General features: G+C 70.5%; 24 protein-coding genes. 14 read left to right on the top strand and 10 right to left on the bottom strand.

Annotated elements, in window-relative coordinates:
* Positions 1 to 59 precede the first annotated feature (59 nt).
* From ASC67_RS08260 to ASC67_RS08240, 5 genes are all read left to right on the top strand, one after another.
* Positions 60 to 926 carry a trans-aconitate 2-methyltransferase gene (locus ASC67_RS08260; RefSeq protein WP_156466695.1) on the top strand — a complete coding sequence of 289 codons (867 nt, stop codon included), beginning with the start codon at positions 60 to 62 and terminating at the stop codon, positions 924 to 926.
* Between the two features lie 178 nt (positions 927 to 1,104).
* The gene (gene motA, locus ASC67_RS08255; protein ID WP_056317737.1) at positions 1,105 to 1,965 is read left to right on the top strand and encodes a flagellar motor stator protein MotA; all 861 of its coding nucleotides are present in this window, start codon (positions 1,105 to 1,107) and stop codon (positions 1,963 to 1,965) included.
* A 130-nt stretch (positions 1,966 to 2,095) separates the two neighbouring features.
* On the top strand, positions 2,096 to 3,058 hold the full coding sequence (gene motB, locus ASC67_RS08250; RefSeq protein ID WP_056317733.1) for a flagellar motor protein MotB: 963 nt from the start codon (positions 2,096 to 2,098) through the stop codon (positions 3,056 to 3,058).
* Positions 3,059 to 3,125: 67 nt separating this feature from the next.
* Complete coding sequence (cheY, locus tag ASC67_RS08245) at positions 3,126 to 3,521, top strand: chemotaxis response regulator CheY (RefSeq protein ID WP_036233207.1); 396 nt, start codon at positions 3,126 to 3,128, stop codon at positions 3,519 to 3,521.
* Positions 3,522 to 3,534: 13 nt separating this feature from the next.
* On the top strand, positions 3,535 to 4,167 hold the full coding sequence (locus ASC67_RS08240; RefSeq protein ID WP_056317730.1) for a protein phosphatase CheZ: 633 nt from the start codon (positions 3,535 to 3,537) through the stop codon (positions 4,165 to 4,167).
* Positions 4,168 to 4,224: 57 nt separating this feature from the next.
* Here ASC67_RS08240 and ASC67_RS20510 read toward each other — a convergent pair whose 3' ends face one another.
* Positions 4,225 to 4,959 carry a hypothetical protein gene (locus ASC67_RS20510; protein WP_156466694.1) on the bottom strand — a complete coding sequence of 245 codons (735 nt, stop codon included), beginning with the start codon at positions 4,957 to 4,959 and terminating at the stop codon, positions 4,225 to 4,227.
* Here ASC67_RS20510 and ASC67_RS08230 point away from each other — a divergent pair.
* From ASC67_RS08230 to ASC67_RS08200, 7 genes are all read left to right on the top strand, one after another.
* On the top strand, positions 4,958 to 5,701 hold the full coding sequence (locus ASC67_RS08230; RefSeq protein WP_056317725.1) for a sulfurtransferase: 744 nt from the start codon (positions 4,958 to 4,960) through the stop codon (positions 5,699 to 5,701). The two genes, ASC67_RS20510 and ASC67_RS08230, sit on opposite strands and share 2 nt — an antisense overlap.
* A 231-nt stretch (positions 5,702 to 5,932) precedes the next feature.
* Positions 5,933 to 7,255: a cyanophycinase gene (locus ASC67_RS08225; RefSeq protein ID WP_162245615.1), complete on the top strand. Its 1,323-nt coding sequence runs from the start codon at positions 5,933 to 5,935 to the stop codon at positions 7,253 to 7,255.
* Positions 7,256 to 7,359: 104 nt separating this feature from the next.
* Positions 7,360 to 8,151, top strand: a complete 792-nt coding sequence (locus ASC67_RS08220) for an ABC transporter substrate-binding protein (RefSeq protein WP_056317719.1) — start codon at positions 7,360 to 7,362, stop codon at positions 8,149 to 8,151.
* 25 nt (positions 8,152 to 8,176) lie between these two features.
* On the top strand, positions 8,177 to 8,869 hold the full coding sequence (locus tag ASC67_RS08215; RefSeq protein WP_310731978.1) for an ABC transporter permease subunit: 693 nt from the start codon (positions 8,177 to 8,179) through the stop codon (positions 8,867 to 8,869).
* Positions 8,866 to 9,555, top strand: a complete 690-nt coding sequence (locus ASC67_RS08210) for an ABC transporter permease (RefSeq protein ID WP_056317713.1) — start codon at positions 8,866 to 8,868, stop codon at positions 9,553 to 9,555. Before ASC67_RS08215 ends, ASC67_RS08210 begins: the two co-directional genes overlap by 4 nt.
* Before the next feature lie 22 nt (positions 9,556 to 9,577).
* On the top strand, positions 9,578 to 10,693 hold the full coding sequence (locus tag ASC67_RS08205) for a succinylglutamate desuccinylase/aspartoacylase family protein (RefSeq protein WP_056317708.1): 1,116 nt from the start codon (positions 9,578 to 9,580) through the stop codon (positions 10,691 to 10,693).
* A gap of 3 nt (positions 10,694 to 10,696) precedes the next feature.
* The gene (locus ASC67_RS08200) at positions 10,697 to 11,470 is read left to right on the top strand and encodes an ABC transporter ATP-binding protein (RefSeq protein WP_056317705.1); all 774 of its coding nucleotides are present in this window, start codon (positions 10,697 to 10,699) and stop codon (positions 11,468 to 11,470) included.
* Positions 11,471 to 11,483: 13 nt separating this feature from the next.
* On the opposite strand, the gene ASC67_RS08195 is transcribed toward ASC67_RS08200, so the two are convergent.
* Positions 11,484 to 12,221 carry a DUF599 domain-containing protein gene (locus tag ASC67_RS08195; protein WP_056317702.1) on the bottom strand — a complete coding sequence of 246 codons (738 nt, stop codon included), beginning with the start codon at positions 12,219 to 12,221 and terminating at the stop codon, positions 11,484 to 11,486.
* An 80-nt stretch (positions 12,222 to 12,301) separates the two neighbouring features.
* On the opposite strand from ASC67_RS08195, the gene ASC67_RS08190 reads away from it, so the two are divergent.
* The gene (locus tag ASC67_RS08190; RefSeq protein WP_056317699.1) at positions 12,302 to 13,771 is read left to right on the top strand and encodes an NAD(P)/FAD-dependent oxidoreductase; all 1,470 of its coding nucleotides are present in this window, start codon (positions 12,302 to 12,304) and stop codon (positions 13,769 to 13,771) included.
* A 28-nt stretch (positions 13,772 to 13,799) separates the two neighbouring features.
* Here ASC67_RS08190 and ASC67_RS08185 read toward each other — a convergent pair whose 3' ends face one another.
* From ASC67_RS08185 to ASC67_RS08170, 4 genes are all read right to left on the bottom strand, one after another.
* A complete protein-coding gene (locus ASC67_RS08185) occupies positions 13,800 to 14,705 on the bottom strand; it encodes an alpha/beta hydrolase (RefSeq protein WP_056317696.1) in 906 nt (301 codons plus the stop codon).
* 167 nt (positions 14,706 to 14,872) lie between these two features.
* Positions 14,873 to 15,445 (bottom strand): NADPH-dependent FMN reductase, encoded by a 573-nt coding sequence (locus tag ASC67_RS08180; protein ID WP_056317693.1) that lies wholly within the window; start codon positions 15,443 to 15,445, stop codon positions 14,873 to 14,875.
* A gap of 10 nt (positions 15,446 to 15,455) precedes the next feature.
* A complete protein-coding gene (locus ASC67_RS08175; RefSeq protein WP_056317690.1) occupies positions 15,456 to 16,010 on the bottom strand; it encodes a flavodoxin family protein in 555 nt (184 codons plus the stop codon).
* Between the two features lie 62 nt (positions 16,011 to 16,072).
* Complete coding sequence (locus tag ASC67_RS08170; protein WP_056317687.1) at positions 16,073 to 16,774, bottom strand: pirin family protein; 702 nt, start codon at positions 16,772 to 16,774, stop codon at positions 16,073 to 16,075.
* Positions 16,775 to 16,897: 123 nt separating this feature from the next.
* Between ASC67_RS08170 and ASC67_RS08165 the strand changes: the two genes are divergently transcribed.
* Positions 16,898 to 17,878: a LysR substrate-binding domain-containing protein gene (locus ASC67_RS08165; RefSeq protein ID WP_056317685.1), complete on the top strand. Its 981-nt coding sequence runs from the start codon at positions 16,898 to 16,900 to the stop codon at positions 17,876 to 17,878.
* Positions 17,879 to 17,899: 21 nt separating this feature from the next.
* On the opposite strand, the gene mdcB is transcribed toward ASC67_RS08165, so the two are convergent.
* Genes mdcB through mdcC form a run of 4 tightly spaced genes read right to left on the bottom strand, consistent with a single transcriptional unit; the run spans position 17,900 to position 20,712 of the window.
* On the bottom strand, positions 17,900 to 18,805 hold the full coding sequence (mdcB, locus tag ASC67_RS08160; protein WP_082535890.1) for a triphosphoribosyl-dephospho-CoA synthase MdcB: 906 nt from the start codon (positions 18,803 to 18,805) through the stop codon (positions 17,900 to 17,902).
* A complete protein-coding gene (locus ASC67_RS08155) occupies positions 18,795 to 19,496 on the bottom strand; it encodes a biotin-independent malonate decarboxylase subunit gamma (protein WP_056317682.1) in 702 nt (233 codons plus the stop codon). The genes mdcB and ASC67_RS08155 overlap by 11 nt, the downstream gene beginning before the upstream one ends.
* Positions 19,497 to 19,507: 11 nt before the next feature.
* The gene (locus ASC67_RS08150) at positions 19,508 to 20,383 is read right to left on the bottom strand and encodes a biotin-independent malonate decarboxylase subunit beta (protein ID WP_056317680.1); all 876 of its coding nucleotides are present in this window, start codon (positions 20,381 to 20,383) and stop codon (positions 19,508 to 19,510) included.
* Positions 20,380 to 20,712 carry a malonate decarboxylase acyl carrier protein gene (gene mdcC / locus ASC67_RS08145; protein WP_056317677.1) on the bottom strand — a complete coding sequence of 111 codons (333 nt, stop codon included), beginning with the start codon at positions 20,710 to 20,712 and terminating at the stop codon, positions 20,380 to 20,382. Before mdcC ends, ASC67_RS08150 begins: the two co-directional genes overlap by 4 nt.
* Positions 20,713 to 20,721: the final 9 nt, after the last annotated feature.

Here is a 20,721-nt window from a genome sequence, read left to right as displayed (position 1 = left end):
GTCCCGCCGGCGCCCCCGCGGCGCAGGCGAGCCCTACCGCGCCCCCAGGGACGCCATCGATGGCCTCTTCCCTGCCCGTCTCGCCGATCGCCGCCGCGCCGCCTGACGCGGGCGCTCCGCGCCGCCTCTGGCCCCTCCCTGCCCTGCTGGGCTGGGCGGCCGCGTGGGCGGCCTTCATGCTGTTGCGGTCGACTCCCGCTCCGCTCTGGCTGGCCATCGTCTGCGGTACGGCCACCGGCCTTGCCCTCGGCAGCCTGAGCCGAACGCGCGTTCGCTGCCTGATCGTTGCGGCCGGGTTTCCCGTCTCGCTGCTCGTCAGCGGCGCGGCGAGCGGACTTCCCGGCTGGGCCTGGCTGCTGCCGCTGGCCCTGCTGCTGCTCGCGTACCCGCTCCATGCCTGGCGCGATGCGCCGCTCTTTCCAACGCCGGTCGGTGCACTCGACAGCCTGGGCGCGCGGGCCCCGCTGCCCCCGGGGGCGACCGTGCTCGATGCCGGCTGCGGACTCGGCGCCGGGCTCGCCGCACTGCGCCGCACTTATCCCCAGGCCCGGCTGGAAGGCATCGAATGGAGCTGGCCGCTGGCCTTGGTCGCACGGCTGAGGCACGGTGGCGCACCGGTTCGCGCAACGGTCCGCCGCGGCGACATGTGGGCCGACGACTGGAGCCATTGCGCAATGGTCTATCTGTTCCAGCGCCCAGAAAGCCTGCCTCGCGCGGTGGCCAAGGCCCGCGCAGAACTGGCCGACGGTGCCTGGCTCGCCAGCCTGGAGTTCCCGGCATTGGCATTGGAACCGCAGGAGCGGTTGCAATGCCCGGACGGCCGCCCACTGTGGCTCTACCGCGCCCCCTTCACCGCCGCGCGCGGCGAGTCGACGCGCACGCCTGCGCCGGCACGACGCCCCAGTTCCCGCGCGAAGCGCCGATAAGCATGACGGCCGGCGCCCTTGGCGCTCCCGCCTTGCCACGGACGTCCTGCGACGCCTGCCGCTCGGCTCCGCTGCAGCACCGGCCGCGCCTCAAGTCCGGCGACATCGGACCGATAAGCAAGGACAGAACCCTCCGCAGGGCCTCCAGGCTCGCGGCATCTCAACCGGACCGCTCACCATGTTCGTCATCATCGGCTACGTCGTCGCGCTGGGCTGCATCTTCGGCGCCTACGCCATCCACGGCGGGAACATGCAGGTCATCCTGCATGCGATCCCGACCGAGATGATGGCCATCGGCGGCGGTGCGGCCGGCGCCTTCGTGGTGGCGAACCAGCCCAAGACGCTGAAGGCAGTGCTGAAGGCGATCCCGACGTTGCTGAAGGGCTCCAAGTACACCAAGGCGCGCTACATGGAACTCATGGCGCTGCTCTACGACATCCTGCAGAAGGCCCGCAAGGAGGGCCTGATGGCGATCGAGAAGGACGTCGAAGACCCCCACAACTCGGCGCTGTTCAAGAAATACGCCACCGTCGGCTCTGACCACCACGTCGTGGAGTTCGTCACCGACTACCTGCGCATGATGGTGTCGGGCAACCTGAATCCGCACGAGATCGAGTCGCTGATGGACAGCGAGATCGAGACCCATCACCACGAGGCGCATGCGCCGGCCGCCGCGATCGGCCGCCTGGCTGGCGCGCTGCCGGCGTTCGGCATCGTCGCGGCCGTGCTGGGCGTCGTGAATACCATGGGCTCGGTCGGCCAGCCACCGGCGGTGCTGGGCGGCATGATCGGCTCGGCGCTAGTCGGCACCTTCCTCGGCATCCTGCTCGCGTACGCGGTCGTCGAGCCGCTCGGCGGCCTGCTCGAGCAGAAGAACGACGAGGGCTCCAAGGAGCTGCAGTGCATCAAGACCACGCTGCTCGCCAGCATGCAGGGCTACGCCCCGGCGATCGCGGTGGAGTTCGGCCGCAAGACGCTGTACTCGACCGAGCGCCCGTCGTTCAGCGAGCTCGAAGGCCATGTGAAGGGCAAGAAGTGAGCAACCTGACCGAAGCGCGGTCGGTCCGCCGCCGGGCCGCTCCCAAGGCGGACCGCGCCCCAGGGGCCACTCAGGGCCCCTTCGTGGCCCATGGGGGCAGGAGCCGTACTCGGCGACGTGGGGGCATGTGATGGCGGGCGACGCGAAGAAGCTGCAGCCGATCATCGTCAAGAAGATCAAGAAGGGCGGCCACGCCGCGCACGGCGGCGCGTGGAAGATCGCCTACGCCGACTTCGTGACGGCGATGATGGCCTTCTTCCTGCTGATGTGGCTGCTCGGTTCGACCACCGAGGGCGATCGCAAGGGCATCCAGGACTACTTCAACAACCCGGTCAAGGTCTCGATGATGGGCGGCTCCGGGTCCGGCGACTCGTCGAGCGTCGTCAAGGGCGGCGGGCAGGACCTCACGCGCAGCACCGGCCAGGTGAAGCGCGGCGACGTCGAGGCCGAGCGCAAGAGCTACACGCTGCAGGCACTGAAGGCGGCACGCGCGCAGCAGGCCACGGCCGAGGCCGAGAGCCTGAAGATGCTGAAGGGCCGCGTCGAGTCGAAGCTCGCCAACGACCCGCGCTTCAACGAGCTCAAGGCCCAGATCCGCTTCGACATGACGGCCGACGGCCTGCGCATCCAGATCGTCGACGAGCAGAACCGCCCGATGTTCGCGACCGGCTCCGCCGTCGTGCAGCCCTACATGCGCGAGCTGCTGCGCACCATCGGCGGCGTGCTGGCCGAGGTGCCCAACAAGCTGACGCTGGAAGGCCACACCGACACGGCGGCCTTCAGCGCCGGCGCCGGCGGCTACAGCAACTGGGAGCTGTCGGCGGACCGTGCCAACGCGTCGCGCCGCGAGCTCATCGCCGGCGGGCTGGCCGACGAGAAGGTGCTGCGCGTGCAGGGCCTGGCCGCCAGCAGCCTGTTCGACCGCGAGCAGCCGCTCAACCCGGTGAACCGGCGCATCAGCATCATCGTCATGAACCGCGACGCCGAGGACCGCTTCCGCAGCACCTCGGAAACCGAAGTGCAGCCGCCGGCGCTGGAAGTCGCGACGGCACTCGCCGAATCGGCCTCAAGTCCGCCGGCCGACACCCGATAAACCGTACACAACACCGTATCGACCGCCACCGGGCGGCATGAACCGATAGCGCGCGAGGACCCTGACCATGAGCACCCCCGATCTCAAATTCCTGATCGTCGACGACTTCTCGACCATGCGCCGCATCGTGCGCGGCCTGCTCAAGGAGATCGGCTACGTCAACGCCGACGAGGCCGAGGACGGTGCAGTGGCGCTGCAGATGATGAAGACCTCGAAGTACGACTTCGTGGTCAGCGACATCAACATGCCCAACATGAACGGCTTCGACCTGCTCAAGGCGGTCAAGGCCGACGACAGCCTCAAGCACATTCCCGTGCTGATGGTGACGGCCGAGGCACGCAAGGAAGACATCGTGCTGGCCGCACAGACGGGAGCGGCCGGCTACATCGTCAAGCCTTTCACGAAGGCGACGCTGGAGGAGAAGGTCCAGAAGATCATGCAGAAACTGGCAGCGACGGCCTGAAGGACAACAGCCCATGAAGATGGACGACACGGCCTTGCTGGCCCATCCGCCGACGCCCAGCACCTCGCCCGAAGTGTTCCAGCAGCTCGGCGCGATCACGCGCCAGTTGCACGACACCCTGGCGCAGCTCGGTGTCACGCCCAAACTGCAGCAGGCGGCCGAGGGCCTGCCCGACGCGCGCAGCCGCCTCAACTACATCGCCGAGAAGACGGCGGCCGCCGCCAACAAGGTGCTGAACTCGGTCGACCAGGCCAAGATGGAGCACACCCGCATTGCGGCCGAGACGCGCCGCATCGCCGCCGCCATCGTCGCCGATCCGGTGAAGGCCGTGGCCTCGGGCTCGGTGATGAACTTCGTCAGCGATGTGGAAGCCGCCACCGCGCGCATCGACGCCGACCTGACCGACATCATGATGGCGCAGGACTTCCACGACCTCACCGGTCAGGTGGTCGCCAAGGTGGTGTCGCTGGCGAGCGATCTGGAGGACAGCCTGGTGAAGCTGCTGGTGCAGGCGGCACCGCCCGAGCAGGCGCAGAAGGTGGAGAGCACCATCCTCAACGGCCCGGTCGTCAACCCTGAGGGGCGCGCCGACGTGGTGCAGAACCAGGGTGAGGTCGACGACCTGCTGGCCAGCCTGGGCTTCTGAGCAGGGGGCTTGTCCGACGGCGCGCTGCGGCGCGCTGTTTGCGTTGCGCCCGGCGCCTCAGTGAGAGCGGCCGGCCGTCCGCAGCAGCGAGCGCGACGGCAGCGGCCGAGACACGCGACTCGGACGGTAGGCCGAGCGCACGCGCAGCGGCGGCAGCACGGAGACCACGGTCGCCGGCATCAGATACATGTCCTGCGGCAACGTCTGATCGACCACCGGCGCGGCGCGAGGCGGCTGCGGAGCGCGCGCCAGGAAGCGACGGCGCAGCTTGCGCAGACGCTCGAAATCCGCCGCCGCGATCGAGCACCAGAAGGCGGCGAAGACGCCCAGGCACACCAGCATCCAGCCCGCGCCTTCGCCGAGCGGCTGATTCCAGGGCGTCAGCAGCGTGGCGGCCATCAGCGCCAGCGCCACGAAAACGGCCAGGTCGAAGCAGAACGCACCGGCCGTGCGGGTGAAGCAGGGCGCGATCTGCCGCAGTGCATCGCGCTGCAAGGCGCGTGACCCCGCCAGCGCCTTGCCTACCAGGGCTTGGGCGGCGGTCCAGTACGCCGTGATTTCTAGAACCGGTTTGCCTGCCGTGCTGTCCATGTTGGTCTTCCTCGCCGACGATTCCTTGCCGTGACCGATAAGGTAGCGAATCCCCGCCGCCGGGACACCCCGCAGTTGCAGGGCGAGCCACAACGTGGTGCGGCACTCGATCACGCCCCAGGGTAAGCCTGCCCTCACTGACGCACGCTTACGGTGCGCCACACTGCGGTCGGCTGCGGCGATTTCTACAATCACGCTCATGTCGGACGCCATCGTTCTCAACCTCGCCGCTTACAAGTTCGTCGCGCTCGACGATCGCGAGGTGTTGCGCGAGCGGTTGCTGGAGCGGGCCCGCGTCGCGGCGCTCAAGGGCAGCATTCTGCTGGCCGAGGAAGGCATCAACCTGTTCCTGGCAGGCGCCGAGGCCGACGCGCGCGACTTCCTGTCGTGGCTGCGAAGCGACGCGCGGTTCGCCGACCTGCAGGCCAAGGAGAGCTGGAGCGACGCCCAGCCGTTCAAGCGGCTGCGCGTCAAGCTCAAGCGCGAGATCATCCGCATGGACCACCCGACGATCCGCCCCGTCGATGCCCGCGCGCCGGCCGTGGATGCCGCCACGCTGGCGCGCTGGCTCGACGCCGGCCACTGCGACGCCGGCCGGCCGCTGCTGCTGCTCGACACCCGCAACGGCTTCGAGGTCGACGCCGGGCGCTTCGCCGGCGCGCACGATTGGCGCCTGCAGCGTTTCGGCGATTTCCCGGCGGCACTCGCTGCCCACCGCGCCGAACTCGCCGGCAAGACCGTGGTGAGCTACTGCACCGGCGGCATCCGCTGCGAGAAGGCGGCGCTGCTGATGCGCGAGCAAGGACTCGAGCACGTGCTGCAACTCGACGGCGGCATCCTCCAGTACTTCCAGACCGTCGGCGCACGCCACTACGAGGGCGGATGCTTCGTGTTCGACGAGCGCGGCACGCTCGACGCCGGCCTGCAACCCGCCTCGGCGTGAGCGCTGCTCGGATATCGCGATCCGCGTCGTGCTCGCTGACGGCCGGGCCGGCGGGCGCGAGACTTGCTCAAGCGTGATACCTGCCGCAATTTGTGCTCGCCTGCCGCGGCAGGCCATCACTTCGGTGCCAAGATCGAAGCTCTGCAACGCGCCATCACCGGAGGCTTCACCACCATGCCGGCCCCACTGCTCGCTGCTGCATCCGGTCCCTCGCACCGGGAAGGCCCCGCGATGACCAGAACCGCGGGACGCTGGCTCGTCATGCTGGCCGCTGTCTGGGCGGTCACGACGGCGGCGCTGGCCGCCCCCACGGTCCCCGGCCCGGCCCCGACCGGCTACGCGGTGCCGATCGGCGGCGAGCTGCGGTACGACAACACGGCGGTCTGGTCGCGGCTGGTGCAACTGTCGGGCGGGCCGGGTTCGCGCTGGGTGGTCATCCCGGCGGCGTCGTCGGCCCCTGAGAAGACCGGCGAGATGGTCGTCGATGCCCTGCAGCGCCACGGCGCCCAGGCCGTGACGCTGCCGGTCGCCCCGGAATGGCAGGGCTATGAGGTGGCGGAGGCGGTGCATGACCCGGTCCTGATCGAGCAGGTGCTCGCGGCTACCGGCATCTATTTCGCCGGCGGCGCGCAGTCGCGCATCACCGACTCGCTGCAGCCCGACGGCCTGCCGACGCCGCTGCTGCAGGCGATCTGGAGCGTCTACCGCGCCGGCGGCGTGGTGGCCGGCACCAGCGCCGGCGCCGCGGTGATGAGCGAGACCATGTTCCGCGACGCCTACGACGTGCTGCGGGTGCTCAAGCGCGGCCGTCTCGACGAAGGGCAGGAGATCGGCCGCGGCCTGGGCTTCGTCGGACCCGAACTGCTGATCGACCAGCACTTCCTCAAGCGCGGCCGCATCGGCCGCCTGCTCCCGCTGATGGTGCAGAAGGGCTACCGCCTCGGCCTCGGCGTGGAGGAGAACACCGCCGCGATCCTGCACGACGGCAAGGTCGAGGTGGTCGGCGGCAAGGGCGTGCTGCTGGTCGACCTCGGCGCGGCCTCGCAGGACGGCCGGCTCGACGCCTTCAATCTGCGCAATGCCAAGCTCACCTACCTGGACCGCGGTGACCGCCACGACCTGCACAGCGGCATCACCACACCCTCGCTGCAGAAGCTGCAGGGGCAACTGATCGATCCGGGCTCGCCGGACTTCGCGCCGAGCTTCGAGAGCGCTCCGTTCCAGAACGACATGCTCGGCCCCTCGACCATCGTCGATGCGATGGGCTCGTTGCTCGACAACCGCGACACGGAAGCGACCGGTCTGGCCTTCAGCGGCACGCCGCGCGCCAGCGATCCGCAGCCCGACCTGGGTTTCGAGTTCCGCCTGCGGCGCGGCCCCGACAGCCACGGCTGGTACACCGGCGCCTTCGGCGGCGATGACTACACGGTGCTCAACCTTTACCTCGACGTCACGCCGATCACCATCGCCCGCCCGCTCTACAGCCCCGCGACCGCGTCCGCGACCGACGCGGTGGTGCCCCGCTACGAGCCGCTGGCGCCGACCCTGCCCTGAGCGACCGCCCCGCAGCAGCTAGCATCGTGACCGGCGAGGGCCGTGCGCTGCCCTGCCCTCGCCCGCCACACCTCGAATCTCCCCAACGACCGCATGAGGACCGCATGACCCGTTTCGCCTCCTTCCTGGCCCTGGCCGCCGTTGTGCTCCTCGCGGCCGAGCCCGGCCTGGCCGCCGACGGGAAGAAGCTGCGCATCGCCGTCGAGGGGGCCTACCCGCCGTTCAGCGAGGTCACGCCCTCCGGGCAGTTGAAGGGCTTCGACATCGACATCGCCAATGCGCTGTGCGCCCAGATGAAGACCGAATGCACGCTGGTGCAGCAGGACTTCGACGGCATGATCCCGGCGCTGCAGGCGCGCAAGTTCGACGCCATCGTCGCATCGATGTCGATCACGCCGGAGCGCCAGAAGGTCGTGGCCTTCACCGAGCGCTACTACCAGACCCCGGCGCGGCTGGTCGCCAGGACCGGCAGCAAGCTGGAGCTCACGCCCGAGGGCCTGAAGGGCAGGAAGATCGGCGTGCAGCGCTCCACCATCCACGACCGCTTCGCCACCGCCACGTTCAAGGGCGCCGAGATCGTGCGCTATACCAAGCAGGACGAGGTCTTCCTCGACCTCGCCGCAGGCCGCATCGACGCGACGCTGCAGGATTCGGTGGCCGCCGACGTCGGCTTCCTGAAGACGCCGCAGGGCAAGGGCTACGGCTACATCGGCCCGTTCTACGACGACGAGAAGTTCTTCGGCGTCGGCGCCGGCATCGCGCTGCGCAAGGGTGACACCGAGCTGCAGTCGAAGCTCAATGCGGCGATCAAGGGCATCCGCGCCGACGGCACGTACAAGAAGATCCAGAACAAGTACTTCGACTTCGACGTCTACGGCGAAGCGCCGACGAAGTGAGGCTCGCCGCGCTCCCACCGTCCCGCTGATGCTGCACGGCTATGTCCCCTCGCTGCTGAGCGGCACGCTGCTGACCCTGGCGCTGGCGCTGCTGTCGCTGGCGATCGCCGTGGTGCTCGGCCTGGCCGCTGCGAGCGCACGGCTGTCGCGCTTGCGCTGGCTGCAGGGCGGCGCGCTGGCCTACACCACGCTGATCCGCGGCGTGCCGGACCTGGTGCTGATGCTGCTGGTGTTCTTCGGCGGTCAGCTCGCGGTGAACGCGCTGGCCCAGCAGCTGGGTTTTGCGGACTACATCGACGTCGACCCCTTCGTGGCCGGCGTGCTGACGATCGGCTTCGTGTTCGGCGCCTACCTCGGCGAGACCTTCCGCGGCGCCTTCCTCGCGCTGGCGCCGGGCCAGCGCGAGGCCGGCCTGGCCTGCGGCATGAGCCGCTGGCAGGTGCTGCGCCGGCTGCTGCTGCCGCAGATGCTGCGCTACGCCCTGCCGGGTCTGTCGAACAACTGGCTGGTACTGGTCAAGAGCACGGCCATCGTCTCGGTGATCGGCCTGAACGACATGATGCTGCGCGCCACCCAGGCGGCCGGCGCGACGCGCGAGCCCTTCGTCTTCTACGCCAGCGCGGCACTCATCTACCTCGCCATCACCAGCGTCAGCGAGCTGGGCTTCAAGGCGCTGGCCCGGCGCCTCGCGGTCGGCGTGCGGACGGGCGCGCTGTGAACTTCGAGGCCATCGCCGAAAGCCTGCCGCTCTACGCGAGCGGCCTGGCCACCACGTTGCAACTGCTGCTGATCTCGCTGGCGATCGGGCTGGCGGCAGCGCTGCCGCTCGCGGTGCTGCGGGTGTCGGCGTCGCGCTGGCTGCACGGCCCGGTCTGGTGCTTCACCTACGTGATCCGCGGCACGCCGCTGCTGGTGCAGCTGTTCCTCGTCTACTACGGCCTGGCGCAGTTCGAGTGGGTGCGCGCCAGCATCGCCTGGCCCTGGCTGCAGTCGGCCTGGTTCTGCGCCTGCCTGGCGTTCGCCGTCAACACCTGCGCCTACACCACCGAGATCATCGCGGGCAGCCTGAAGGCCACGCCGCATGGCGAGGTCGAGGCGGCGCGCGCGCTCGGCCTGTCGCGCGCCCAGGTCTGGCGCCGCATCCTGCTGCCCTCGGCGCTGCGGCGCGCGCTGCCGGCCTACGGCAACGAAGCGGTGCTGATGTTGCACGGCACGTCGCTGGCCAGCGTGGTCACACTGCTCGACCTCACCGGCGCCGCGCGCGAGGTCAACTCGCGCTTCTATCTGCCTTTCGAAGCCTTCCTGACGGCCGCTGCGGTCTACTTGGGCCTGACGCTGGCGCTGGTAGGTGCGCTGCACGCGGCCGAGCGCCGCTGGCTTGCCCATCTGCGTCCGCGCGCCTGAGCCCTCGGAGACCTCCACCACCATGCAACGCCGCGACCACCCCTTGCCCAGCCGCAGCCTCGGCACGGTGCGCACGCTCACCAGCTTCCACTACGGCACGCCCGGTGGCCCGAAGGTCTACGTGCAGGCCTCGCTGCACGCCGATGAGTTGCCCGGCATGCTGGTCGCGCATCATCTGCGCGAGCGGCTGGCCGAGCTGGAAGCGCGGGACGCGCTGCGCGGCGAGGTGGTCGTGGTGCCGGTGGCCAACCCGATCGGCCTGTCGCAGTGGCTGCTGCGCAGCCCGATCGGCCGCTTCGAACTCGCCACCGGCGAGAACTTCAATCGCCACTATCCGGCGCTGCGCGATGCGGTCTGGGCCCGCATCGAGCCGTCGCTTGGGCCGGACCCGCAGGCCAACGCCGCGCTGGTGCGGGCAGCGCTGCGCGAATCGGTGGCGCTGCTCACCGTGGAGTCCGAGCTGGAGGCGCAGCGCCGCACGCTGCTCGCGCTGGCCTGCGATGCCGAGGTGGTGCTGGACCTGCACTGCGATGCCGAGGCCGTGCTGCACCTCTACGCCGGCACGCCGCTGTGGCCGCAGACCGAGCCGCTGGCACGCTACCTCGGCGCCCAGGCGACCTTGCTGGCCACCGAGTCGGGTGACCAGCCCTTCGACGAAGCCTGCTCGCAGATCTGGTGGGAACTGGCCGACAAGGCCGGCGCCTCGCGCCCGGTGCCGCTGGGCTGCCTGTCGGTCACGGTCGAGCTGCGTGGCATGGCCGACGTGAGCCATGCGCAGGCGCGCCAGGATGCGCAGGCGCTGGTCGATTTCCTGGTCCATCGCGGCCTGGTCGCCGGCGAGGCGCCGCCACTGCCGCCGCTGCCCTACCCCGCCACGCCGCTGGCCGGCTCGATGCCGGTCACCACGCCGGTCAGCGGCGTCGTCGCCTGGCACCGCGGGCCCGGCGACTGGGTGCGTGAAGGCGAGCTGATCGTCGACGTGATCGACCCGATCAGCGGCCAGGTGACGGCGCTGGCGAGCGCGACCGACGGCCTGCTCTACGCCCGCGAGAACCTGCGCTTCGTGACGGCCGGCACCCGCCTGGCCAAGGTGGCCGGCCAAGAGGCCCGGCGGACCGGCAAGCTGCTGGGTGCCTGAGGCATGAGCGGCGATCCCAAGCTCCAGGCCCTGGACCTGCACAAGCGCTACGGCAGCCACGAGGTGCTGAAGGGCGTGTCGCTCACGGCGCGCGCCGGCGACGTGATCACGGTCGTCGGCTCCAGCGGCTCGGGCAAGAGCACGCTGCTGCGCTGCCTGAACCTGCTCGAGCAGCCGAGCCGGGGCCGCCTGCTGCTCGGCAGCGAGGAACTGGCGCTGCTGCCCGACCGCGACGGCAGCCTGCGCGCTCGCGACGCGAAGCAGCTGCAGCGCTGGCGCGCACGGCTCGCGATGGTGTTCCAGTCGTTCAACCTGTGGCAGCACCTGACCGCGCTGCAGAACGTGATCGAGGCGCCGATGCAGGTGCTGGGCCTGGGCCGGGCCGAGGCCACCGAGCGTGCGCAGGCCCTGCTGGCGCGCGTGGGCGTGGCGCACCGCGCCGGCACTTTTCCGGCCCACCTGTCCGGCGGCGAGCAGCAGCGCGTCGCGATCGCGCGCGCGCTGGCGATGGAGCCCGAGGTGATGCTGTTCGACGAGCCGACCTCGGCACTCGACCCCGAACTGGTCGGCGAGGTGCTGAAGGTGATGCGCGACCTCGCGGCCGAGGGCCGCACGATGATCGTCGTCACGCACGAGATGGGCTTCGCGCGCGAAGTGTCGAACCACACGCTGTTCCTGCACCAGGGCCTGATCGAGGAACAGGGCCCGCCGCGCGAAGTGCTGGTGCAACCGCGCAGCGAACGGCTACGGGCCTTCCTCTCGGGCGGGTTGAAATAGGCCTGCAGGCCTCTCAGTCGCCGCGCAGCACCGCCAGCACCTCGGAGCGGAACTCGCGCTGGTAGAGGATGTAGACCACGCCGGCCGTCGCCAATGCAAACGCCAGCGGCGAGAAGAACCAGGCGATCGCCGCGAACGCGAAGTAGTAGGCCCGCAGCCCGTCGTTGAACGTTTCTGCCGCCATGCCCACCACGCGCCCGGCGCGGTCGGCGAAGGCCTCACGCTGTGCCTGCCCGACCTCGCCGAGCGCGTCGTAGGCCTTGGCCTCGGGGGCCGACGCGACCAGCAGCGCGCCGAAGGTGTACTGCCGCAGGCTCCAGGTGAAGCGGAAGAAGGCGTAGACGAACACTGCCGTCAGCAGCAGCAGCTTCAGGTCGAACACCAGCGCAGTGGTGCGTGTGGCGAACGGCAGCTCCTGCACCAGCTCGGTCGCGCGGTCCGAGGTGCCCAGCAAGGCCAGCAGGCCGCCGATGATGAGGATGGTGGTCGACGCGAAGAAGCTCGGGCTGGTCGACAGGTTCTGCACCACCACGCCGTCGACCACCCGCACCTCGCGGTGCGTGGTCTGCAGCATCCACTGGCGCCGGATGCGGTTGGTGGCACCGAGGATGGAGGCGTGCGTGGCCGCGCGGCGGCGCGCGAAGGTGGCATACCCTGACCACGCCGAGAAGAACCAGCCCACCGCGGCCCAGTCGGCCCACGGCAGCAGCGACAGCAGGGTCGTGAACGACATCGTGGAGAACAGCGTCATGGGCACGATGCTAGTCCACCGCCACGCCCGCGCGGCGCGCTCACTTACAGTCGCGCCTCTGTCTTTTCGCCGCTGAGTGCATGAGCGTCCAAGAACACGCGGTCCTGATCGTCGGCGCCGGCTTTGCCGGCCTCGGCATGGCCATCCGGCTGCGGCAGGACGGCATCGACGACTTCGCGATCCTCGAGCGGGCCGATGCGGTGGGCGGCACCTGGCGCGACAACCGCTACCCCGGATGCGCCTGCGACGTGCCCTCGCACCTGTATTCCTATTCGTTCGAACCCAACCCGCGCTGGACCCGCGCCTACGCGCCCTGGCATGAGATCCGCGATTACCTCGAGCACTGCGTGCGCAAGTACCGGCTCGGCCCGCACCTGCGCTTCGGCGCGGCCTTGCGCGAGGCCCGCTGGGACGCCGCCGCCGCGCGCTGGCAGGTCCTCACCACCGACGGTCGCCGCTACAGCGCGCCGGTGCTGATCGCCGGGCTCGGGGGTCTCAGCAACCCGGCGCTGCCACGCATCGACGGCATCGAGCGCTTCGCCGGCCTCAGTGTCCTCAGCGCCGCCTGGCCCGACGGACTCGACCTTTCCGGGCGCCGCGTCGCGGTGATCGGCACCGGCGCCAGCGCGATCCAGCTCGTGCCCCAGCTGGCCGGCCGGGCGGCACGGGTCGATCTCTACCAGCGCACGCCGGCCTGGGTGCTGCCCAAGGCCGACCGCGCGCTGCACGACTGGGAGCGCCGGCTGTTCGCGCGCTGGCCGTTCGCCCAGCGGATCGCCCGCGCGGCGAGCTACTGGCTGCACGAGGCGCGCGCGATCCCGCTGGTGCAGCGGCCCCAATGGCTGCGCGTCGGCGAGGCCGAGGCGCGCCGCCACCTGCGCCGCCAGATCGCGGACCCGGCGCTGCGTGCCCGCCTCACGCCCGACTACACGCTGGGCTGCAAGCGCGTGCTGCTGTCGAACGACTACTACCCGGCGCTGGCGCGTCCGGATGTCGAACTGGTGAGCGACGCGATCCGCGAGATCACGCCGCGCGGCGTGATCGCGGCCGATGGTCGCGAGCGCGCGGTCGACGTGCTGGTGTGGTGCACCGGCTTTCGCGTGCAGGGACGCCTGCCGGCCGGCACCCTGATCGGGCGCGACGGGCTGGACCTGCGTGACGCCTGGGAGCAGGCCAGCGAGGCCTATCTCGGCACCACCGTCGCCGGCTTTCCCAACCTCTTCCTGCTGAACGGGCCGAACACCGGACTGGGCCACACCTCGGTGCTGCTGATGATCGAGGCGCAGCTGGCCTACATCGGCGACGCGCTGCGCACGCTGCGCGAGCGCGGGTTGCGCAGCGTGGAAGTGCGGCGCGAAGCGCAGGACGCCTACAACGAAGAACTCCAGCACCGCCTGGCCGGCACCGCCTGGGCCAGCGGCTGCCGCAGCTGGTACCTCGACCGCAACGGCCGCAACACCGTGATCTGGCCGGGCTTCACCTTCGGCTTCCGGCGCCGCACGCGCCGCTTCGACGCGGCCGCCTACCGGCTCGAGCCGGCCGCGGCCTGAGCGGGGGACGCAGGGCGGGCGTGGCGGCTCAGCCGCCCGACACCAGATGCTGCTTGAACCAGTCGCAGGTGGCGCCGCCGGCGATCGCGAAGCCCTCCACGTAGGCATCGAAATGCCCACCCTTGACCGTGACGAGCTTCTTCGGCTCCAGGGCCCGCTCGTAGGCCGCCAAGGCTTCATCGGCGACCGTCAGGTGGTCCTGCAGCGCAACGATCATCAGCAGCGGCGTCGGGCTGATGAAGCTGATGTGCGCACCCGGCTCGTACTCGCCGAACATCTCGACCGAGCGCACGGTCACCTCGTTCTTCCACGACGGCGCGCGCAGCTTGTGGGTCTTGTTCATGAAGGCCCACGAGTCGGCCGTCGGCAGCGCCGCCGGGCCCGCCGGGTCTTCCGAGATGATCGGCATCATCTGCGGCGGTTCGCCGCGGGCGCGGGCTCGGCGGTCCTCGGCGAACATCGCCTGCAGCCCGGCAAAGAGATCGGCGCGCACCAGGCGGCGGGCGTTGCGGTGTCCCGAGATCAGCGGCACCTGCGCCACCACGCACTTCACGCGCCGGTCGATCGCGGCCACGACGAGCACGTGCCCGCCGCTGTAGCTGGAGCCGAACACGCCGATGCGCTCGGCGTCGGTCTGCGGCAGCGTCTCGGCATAGGTGATCGCGTCGCGGTAATCGCGGATCTGCTGCTGCGGATCGACCTCCTGCCGCGGCGTGCCGTCGCTGGCGCCGAAGTTCCGGTTGTCATAGACGATCGAGGCCACTCCGACGCCCACCAAGGCCTCGGCGTAATGGTCGAGGTACATCTCCTTCACGCCGGTGAAGCCGTGCGACATGACCACGGTGGGGAACTTCGGCCCGCCGCCGCTCGGCAGGTAGTGCCAGCCTCGCAGGATCGTGCCGTCGTCGGTCTTGAACTCGATATCGTGTCTCATCGTGCGATCTCCTCGGAGCCGCAGGTTGGCGCGAAGCGAACCGCCCGACAAGCGGTTGTTTACCCTGCGTGGGCGTCCCAGGAACGGGACACGCCGCCGGCCCGAGTGACTGTTCCGTTTCGTGCCAGATCGGGCCTGCACGCCGGCGGCAAGCGGCCAGGCGAGCGTCAGCCGCGCAGCGCCGTGGCCGTCTTCAGCAGCGCGGCCAGCACGCCGTTCAGCGTCTTGGCCTGCTTCTCGTCGGCCAGCGCGCCGTCGGCCGTGAAGGCCTGGGCCGCATTGCCGAGCGCGAACTGCTGTGGGATCACCAGCATCGCCGGGTTGATGGACAGGAAGTTGCGCAGCACCAGCAGGCTGCGCAGGCCGCCCAGCGCGCCCGGCGAGGCGCTCAGCAGCGCGGCGGGCTTGCCGTTCATCGCCTTCATGCCCTCGGGCAGGCGCGACACCCAGTCGATGGTGTTGATCAGCAGCGGCGTCGGGAAGGCGTTGTACTCGGGCGAGACCACCACGAAGGCGTCGTGCGCCGCCATCTGCTGCGCCAGCGCGCCGGCGCCGGCCGGCACGCCCTGGGCCGCCTCGAGGTCCGCGTCGTAGACCGGCAGCGCCAGTGCGCGCAGATCGGCCACGCTGGGCTCGGCGCCCAGCTCGCGCAGCACGTCCGCGGCCGCCTGCGCGAGCTTGAGGTTCCACGAGCCCGTGCGGGCACTGCCCGGGATCAACAACACGCGCAGACCGGCCATCGTTCACTCCTTACTTGTTCAGACGAGCGGCCATTGTCGCGACCCGCGCACCGAACAGCCGCGCCGTCTCCAGATCGCCCGGCAGCATCTCGTCGACGCTGGCATCCGACGGGCTCTGCGCCATCGCGCCGGAGAACGAGGCGACGTAGTTGATGTCGTTGCGCGTCGCGGCCTTGCTGTTGCTGGGCATCAGACCGGTACCGACCCACACGCCGCCGTGCTGCATCGCCAGCGTGAACAGGTAGTGCAGGGTCGACAGCTTGTCGCCGTTCATCGACGCGCTGTTGGTGAAGCCGGCGAACAGCTTGTCCTTCCACGCCTGGCCGAACCAGGGCTTGCTCGAGGCGTCGGCGAACTTCTTGAACTGCCAGCTCACGCTGCCCATGTAGGTGGGCGAACCCATGACGATGGCATCGGCCGCGGCCAGTTGCTCCCAGCCGCCTTCGGGCAGGTTGCCTTCGGCGTCGATCGGCAGCAGCGTACCGCCGGCACCCTGGGCCACGGACTCGGCCATGCGCTTGGTGTGGCCGTAGCCGCTGTGGAAGACGATCACGATCTTGGACATGGTGAAACCCTTTCGAATGAGTCGAGACAGAGAGGAGACTGAAAGAAGAAATCCGGCGAGCCTCAGCGCGCCAGGTCGAACACGATCACTTCGGCGCCCTGGCCATCGCCCAGCTCGAGCCGGCGCTCGCCGTCGAGCTTGGCCGCGTCGCCGGCCTGCAGGGCCTGCCCGTTGACGCTGACGCTGCCCCGGGCCACGTGCACGTAGGCCAGCCGCTTCGGATCGAGATCCAGCACGGCTTGCTCGGCGCCGTCGAACAGGCCGACGTACATCGCCGCGTCGGCGTTCAGGCGCACCGCACCGTCCCGACCGTCGGGCGAGGCGACGAGCTTCAGCACGCCGCGCTTGGACGCGGCGGGAAAGTGCTTCTGCTCGTAGCCCGGGGCGATGCCCTGCGCCTCCGGCAGGATCCAGATCTGCAGGAAATGCGTGGTCTGCTGGGCCGCATGGTTGAACTCGCTGTGGCGGATGCCGCTGCCCGCGCTCATGCGCTGCACGTCGCCGGGCTGGATGGCCGCGCCGTTGCCGATGCTGTCCTTGTGGCCGACGGCGCCCTCGAGCACGTAGCTGATGATCTCCATGTCGCGGTGGCCGTGCGTGCCGAAGCCGGTGCCTGGGGCGATGCGGTCCTCGTTGATGACGCGCAGGTTGCCGAAGCCCATGTGGGCCGGGTCGTGGTACTCGGCGAACGAGAAGCTGTGGTGGCTCTTGAGCCAGCCGTGGTCGGCGTAACCGCGTTCGGCGGACTTGCGCAGGGTGATCATCGAGAGCTCCTTTCGTGGGCGGTGCGTGGCACCGCGATGAACTCAATGTAGGTGGGGGTCGGCTCGCCATCGGTCACTGCGTCTTGATGGCATCATTCAAAGTCCTTGAAGCCGGAAAGCCCGATGAGCGACCGCCGCAACGTCCTGACGCCCGAGGCGCTGACCATGGTCGACCTGATCGCGCGGACCGGCAGCTTCGCGGCGGCGGCCCGGGAACTGGGCAAGGTGCCGTCGGCGCTGACCTACAGCGTGCGTCAGCTCGAGGACGCGCTCGACGTGCTGCTGTTCGACCGCAGCTCGCGCCAGGCCAAGCTCACCGCCGCCGGCGAGGAACTGCTGCACGAGGGTCGCCGGCTGCTGCTGGAGATCGACGCGGTGGCCAATCGCGTCAAGCGCGTCGCGACCGGCTGGGAGACCCAGCTCACCGTCGCGGTCGACAACATCCTGGCGCCCACCGCGGTGTTCGAGCTGGTCGAGGCCTTCTACACGCTGCGCGTCGCCACCCGCAATGCCCCCGACAGCCCGCCGCCGACGCGGTTGCGGCTGCGCAGCGAGGTGCTGTCGGGCACCTGGGAGGTGCTGGCCACCGGGCGGGCCGACCTCGCGATCGGCATCGCCGGCGATCCCTCGCAGGGCAGCAGCGGCATCCGCTGCGAGCCGCTGGGCAATCTGGACATGCGTTTCGCGGTGGCGCCCCACCATGCGCTGGCGGCGGAGCCCGAGCCGCTGTCGGCCGAGACCATCGCCCAGCACCGCGTGGTGGCCATCGCCGACAGCGCGCACAGCTTCGCGCCGATGACGCTGGGCGTGCAGCCCGGCCAGGACGTGCTCACCGTGCCCTCTCTCGCGGCGAAGCTCGAGGCCCTCGTCCGCGGCCTGGGCTGCGGCTCGATGCCCGAGCCGCTGCTGCGCCGGCATGCCGAAGCCGGCCGACTGGTGATCAAGCAGACCACGCTGCCGACGCGCAACCTCGGCCTGCACTTCGGCTGGCATGCGCCGGGCAACAGCCCACCGGGCCTGGCCTTGCAATGGTGGCTGTCACAGCTGCGCAGCGCAGCCACGCAGCGGGCGCTGCTGGAGCAGCACGCCGGGCTGGTGCTCTGAGGGCCTGACCTCGGCGCCCGCTCAGGCGGCGCCGCACACCCTTTGCACCCAGCAGGCGGCGGCCAGCACGTCGGCTGCGCCGCCGGGCGACAGGCGTTGCGCCACGAACGCTCGGTGGATCGCTTCGGCCTGCGCGATCGCGTCGGCCCGCGCCGCGCCACCGGTCGACAGGAAGGCGGCCGCCGCGCGCTGCGCGAACCTCAGCCCCGGCAGGCCGCCGCGGTGGACCAGGTTGGTGTCGTCCAGCACGGCGATCACGTGGAACAGCGTCTCGAGCCGCGCGGCCCGCGCATCGAGGCCGCGTGCCAGCGCGTCATCGAGCGCCGGCACGGCCACGTCGAACAGCACCGGCAGCCCCAGCGCGGCCTCCTCGCCAGCGCCACGAAGTCCGTACTGCCGCGTCGCGCGCTGGCCGGCTGAGGACCGCGTGCGCTCGCAGCGCACAAGCAAGGCCTCGCCCCAGCCCCGCCGCAGCGCGGCACGCAGCGCGGCGGGCGTGCACGGCGCGCCGCGCGCAAGCACCGCGCCGGCACTGGCGCACAGCAGGCCCAGCGTGAACACCGCACCGCGGTGGGTGTTGATCCCGCCGGTGGCGAGCAGCATGCGCCGTTCGGCGTCGATGCCCAAGCGCTCCAGCACATCGAACCCGGCCCCCGCCGCACCGAGCGCCGCCGCCTGCGGGAAGTAGCGGCGCAGCGCGAACAGGCTGCGCAGGAAGGTGCCCCCATCCATGTCGGCATGACTGCCGCAGTCGACGAACGAGACCAGCCCGGGCTTCGGGTAGAGCGCCAGTTCCTCGTACAGCGCGACCGTGGCGGCCCGGCCGATGCGCTGCGCGGTGCCGTGCGGAACGCATGCCGCGACCTCGGCGCCGGGTGCCGCCCCTGGCAGCGCGTCCCGCCTGTCGGCTCGCGGTTCAGGCGGCATCGAGCACGCGCTGGATCACCGCTGCCGCGAGCCGGCGCCCGCCGCGTGCCTGACCGTCGGCCGCGCGCACGTCCTCGCTGGACGCCGAGGCCAATGCTTCGCGCAGCGCAGCCGCGAGGTCGCCCGTCCACAGCGCTCGCACCCCACCCATCGCCACGTAGTTCTCCACGCCCGGTGCGAACACCGGATTGCTGCGCGAGAGCTCGGTGAGCCGATCCTCGGAGATCTTGGTGACGCGCGCCATCGCCGGGATGCGCATGACGCGGATCTCGGCCTCGGGCAGCGCGTCGCAGGCATCGGCGATCAGCCCCGAGGTGATGAAGCCGCCGGACAGCGCCTGGTCGTACACCAGCCCCAGCACGCGGTGGCCGCGTCGCCGCGCGAAGTCGATGCTCATCCCCAGATGCGCCATCGCGCGGTTGATCCCCAGCAGCTCGTCCCGGCGGCGCAGCATCTGACCCTGCGTGTCGATCAGCAGCAGGATCGGTCGACCCGGGTGCTGCGCGACCGTGTCGAGCACGACGCGCGCCTGCTCCAGCGCGAGTCGCACACCGATCGGCGCATGGTTGGTCGTGCCGATGACGGTGAGCGCGGCGCCGTCGAAGCGCACGCTGCCGTGCAACACGTCGCCCGCCTGGGCGATGCCGTGGTCGGCACCGAACAAGGCCGTGGCCAGTGTGTTCCAGTCCATTCGAGCGCTCCTCAAACAGTGCGCAACACGCGCAGGGCATCCACATCGAGATCGGGCACGCGCGAGGCATCGGGCACGCCCAGCAGCGTCCATAGGGCCACCGCCTCGTCTCCGTCGAGGGTCTCGGGCAGCAGTCGCAGCCGCGCGGTGAGCAGCGCGTGTTCGCCTTCCAGCGTCTCCAGCGACACGGGTCGCGATGCGTCGAGCGCGTCGATGGCCGCGGCCCGGAACGCCGCCACGTCGTCCTTCACCAGCACGTCGCAATCGCCGCTGAGCCATCGGTGCTTGCCGCCCGTGGTGCGCCAGACCAGCGCGCGATCTCGGGAATCGAACTCTTCGACACCTTGGGACGCCTCGATCACCTCCGGACCGGACATGGCCAGCCGCCCCATGTCGCTCATGACCACGCGGTCGGCACAGCGCGCCACGATGCCCATGCCGCCGAAGCAGCCGTTGGCGCCGCCGATCAGCATCACGACCGGGATGCCCGCCGCGCGCACGTCGAGCAGCGCGCGCATGACCTCGGACACCGCGATCAGCCCGGCATTGGCCTCGTGCAGGCGCACGCCGCCGGATTCGGCCAGCAGCAGCACCGCCGCCGGCCGGTCGCGCAGCGCCCGCTGCAGCAAGCCGACCAGCTTGGCGCCATGCACTTCGCCCACGCCCCCGCCCATGAACTCGCCTTCCTGCGCCGCGACGAACACCGGGCGGCCATCGAGCATCGCGCGGCCGATGGCGACGCCGTCGTCGAAGGCCGAGGGCACGCCGAGCTGCTCCAGGTGCGGGCTCATGACGCGCTCGGTCGGCGGCAGCCATTCGTGGAATGTCGCGGCGTCGAACACCAGCGCCAGCCGCTCCCGGGCCGAGCATTCTGCGAAGCTGATCATGGTTGCCCTCCGGCGATCCCGGCCACCGCCTGGTCGAGCCGCAGGCTCACGACCGCGGGCGTGGCGCCCATGTCGTTGATCGAGATGCGCAAGCCGGACAGCGGCTGGCGCTCGTGGAAGTCGGTCATCACGGCCCGCCAGATCGCGCCGAAGCCGCGCGCCGACGTCACGACGCTCACCACGCAGTCCGGAGAGGCCGCGGCCTCGAGCATCACCTCGAGGTTGCCCGAACCGACCACGCCGACCAACACGGGGGTGAAGGCACCCACCGGCCGACCGCCGGTGAAGGAGAAGGCCAGGGTCTCGAGCCCGGCGGGTACGTCGCTCATGGGGGATCT

This window comes from Methylibium sp. Root1272, from assembly GCF_001425905.1.
Taxonomy (GTDB): Bacteria; Pseudomonadota; Gammaproteobacteria; order Burkholderiales; family Burkholderiaceae_C; genus Methylibium.
Note: the sequence above shows the minus strand (reverse complement) of the source record. Positions and strands in the feature narration are given on the sequence as shown.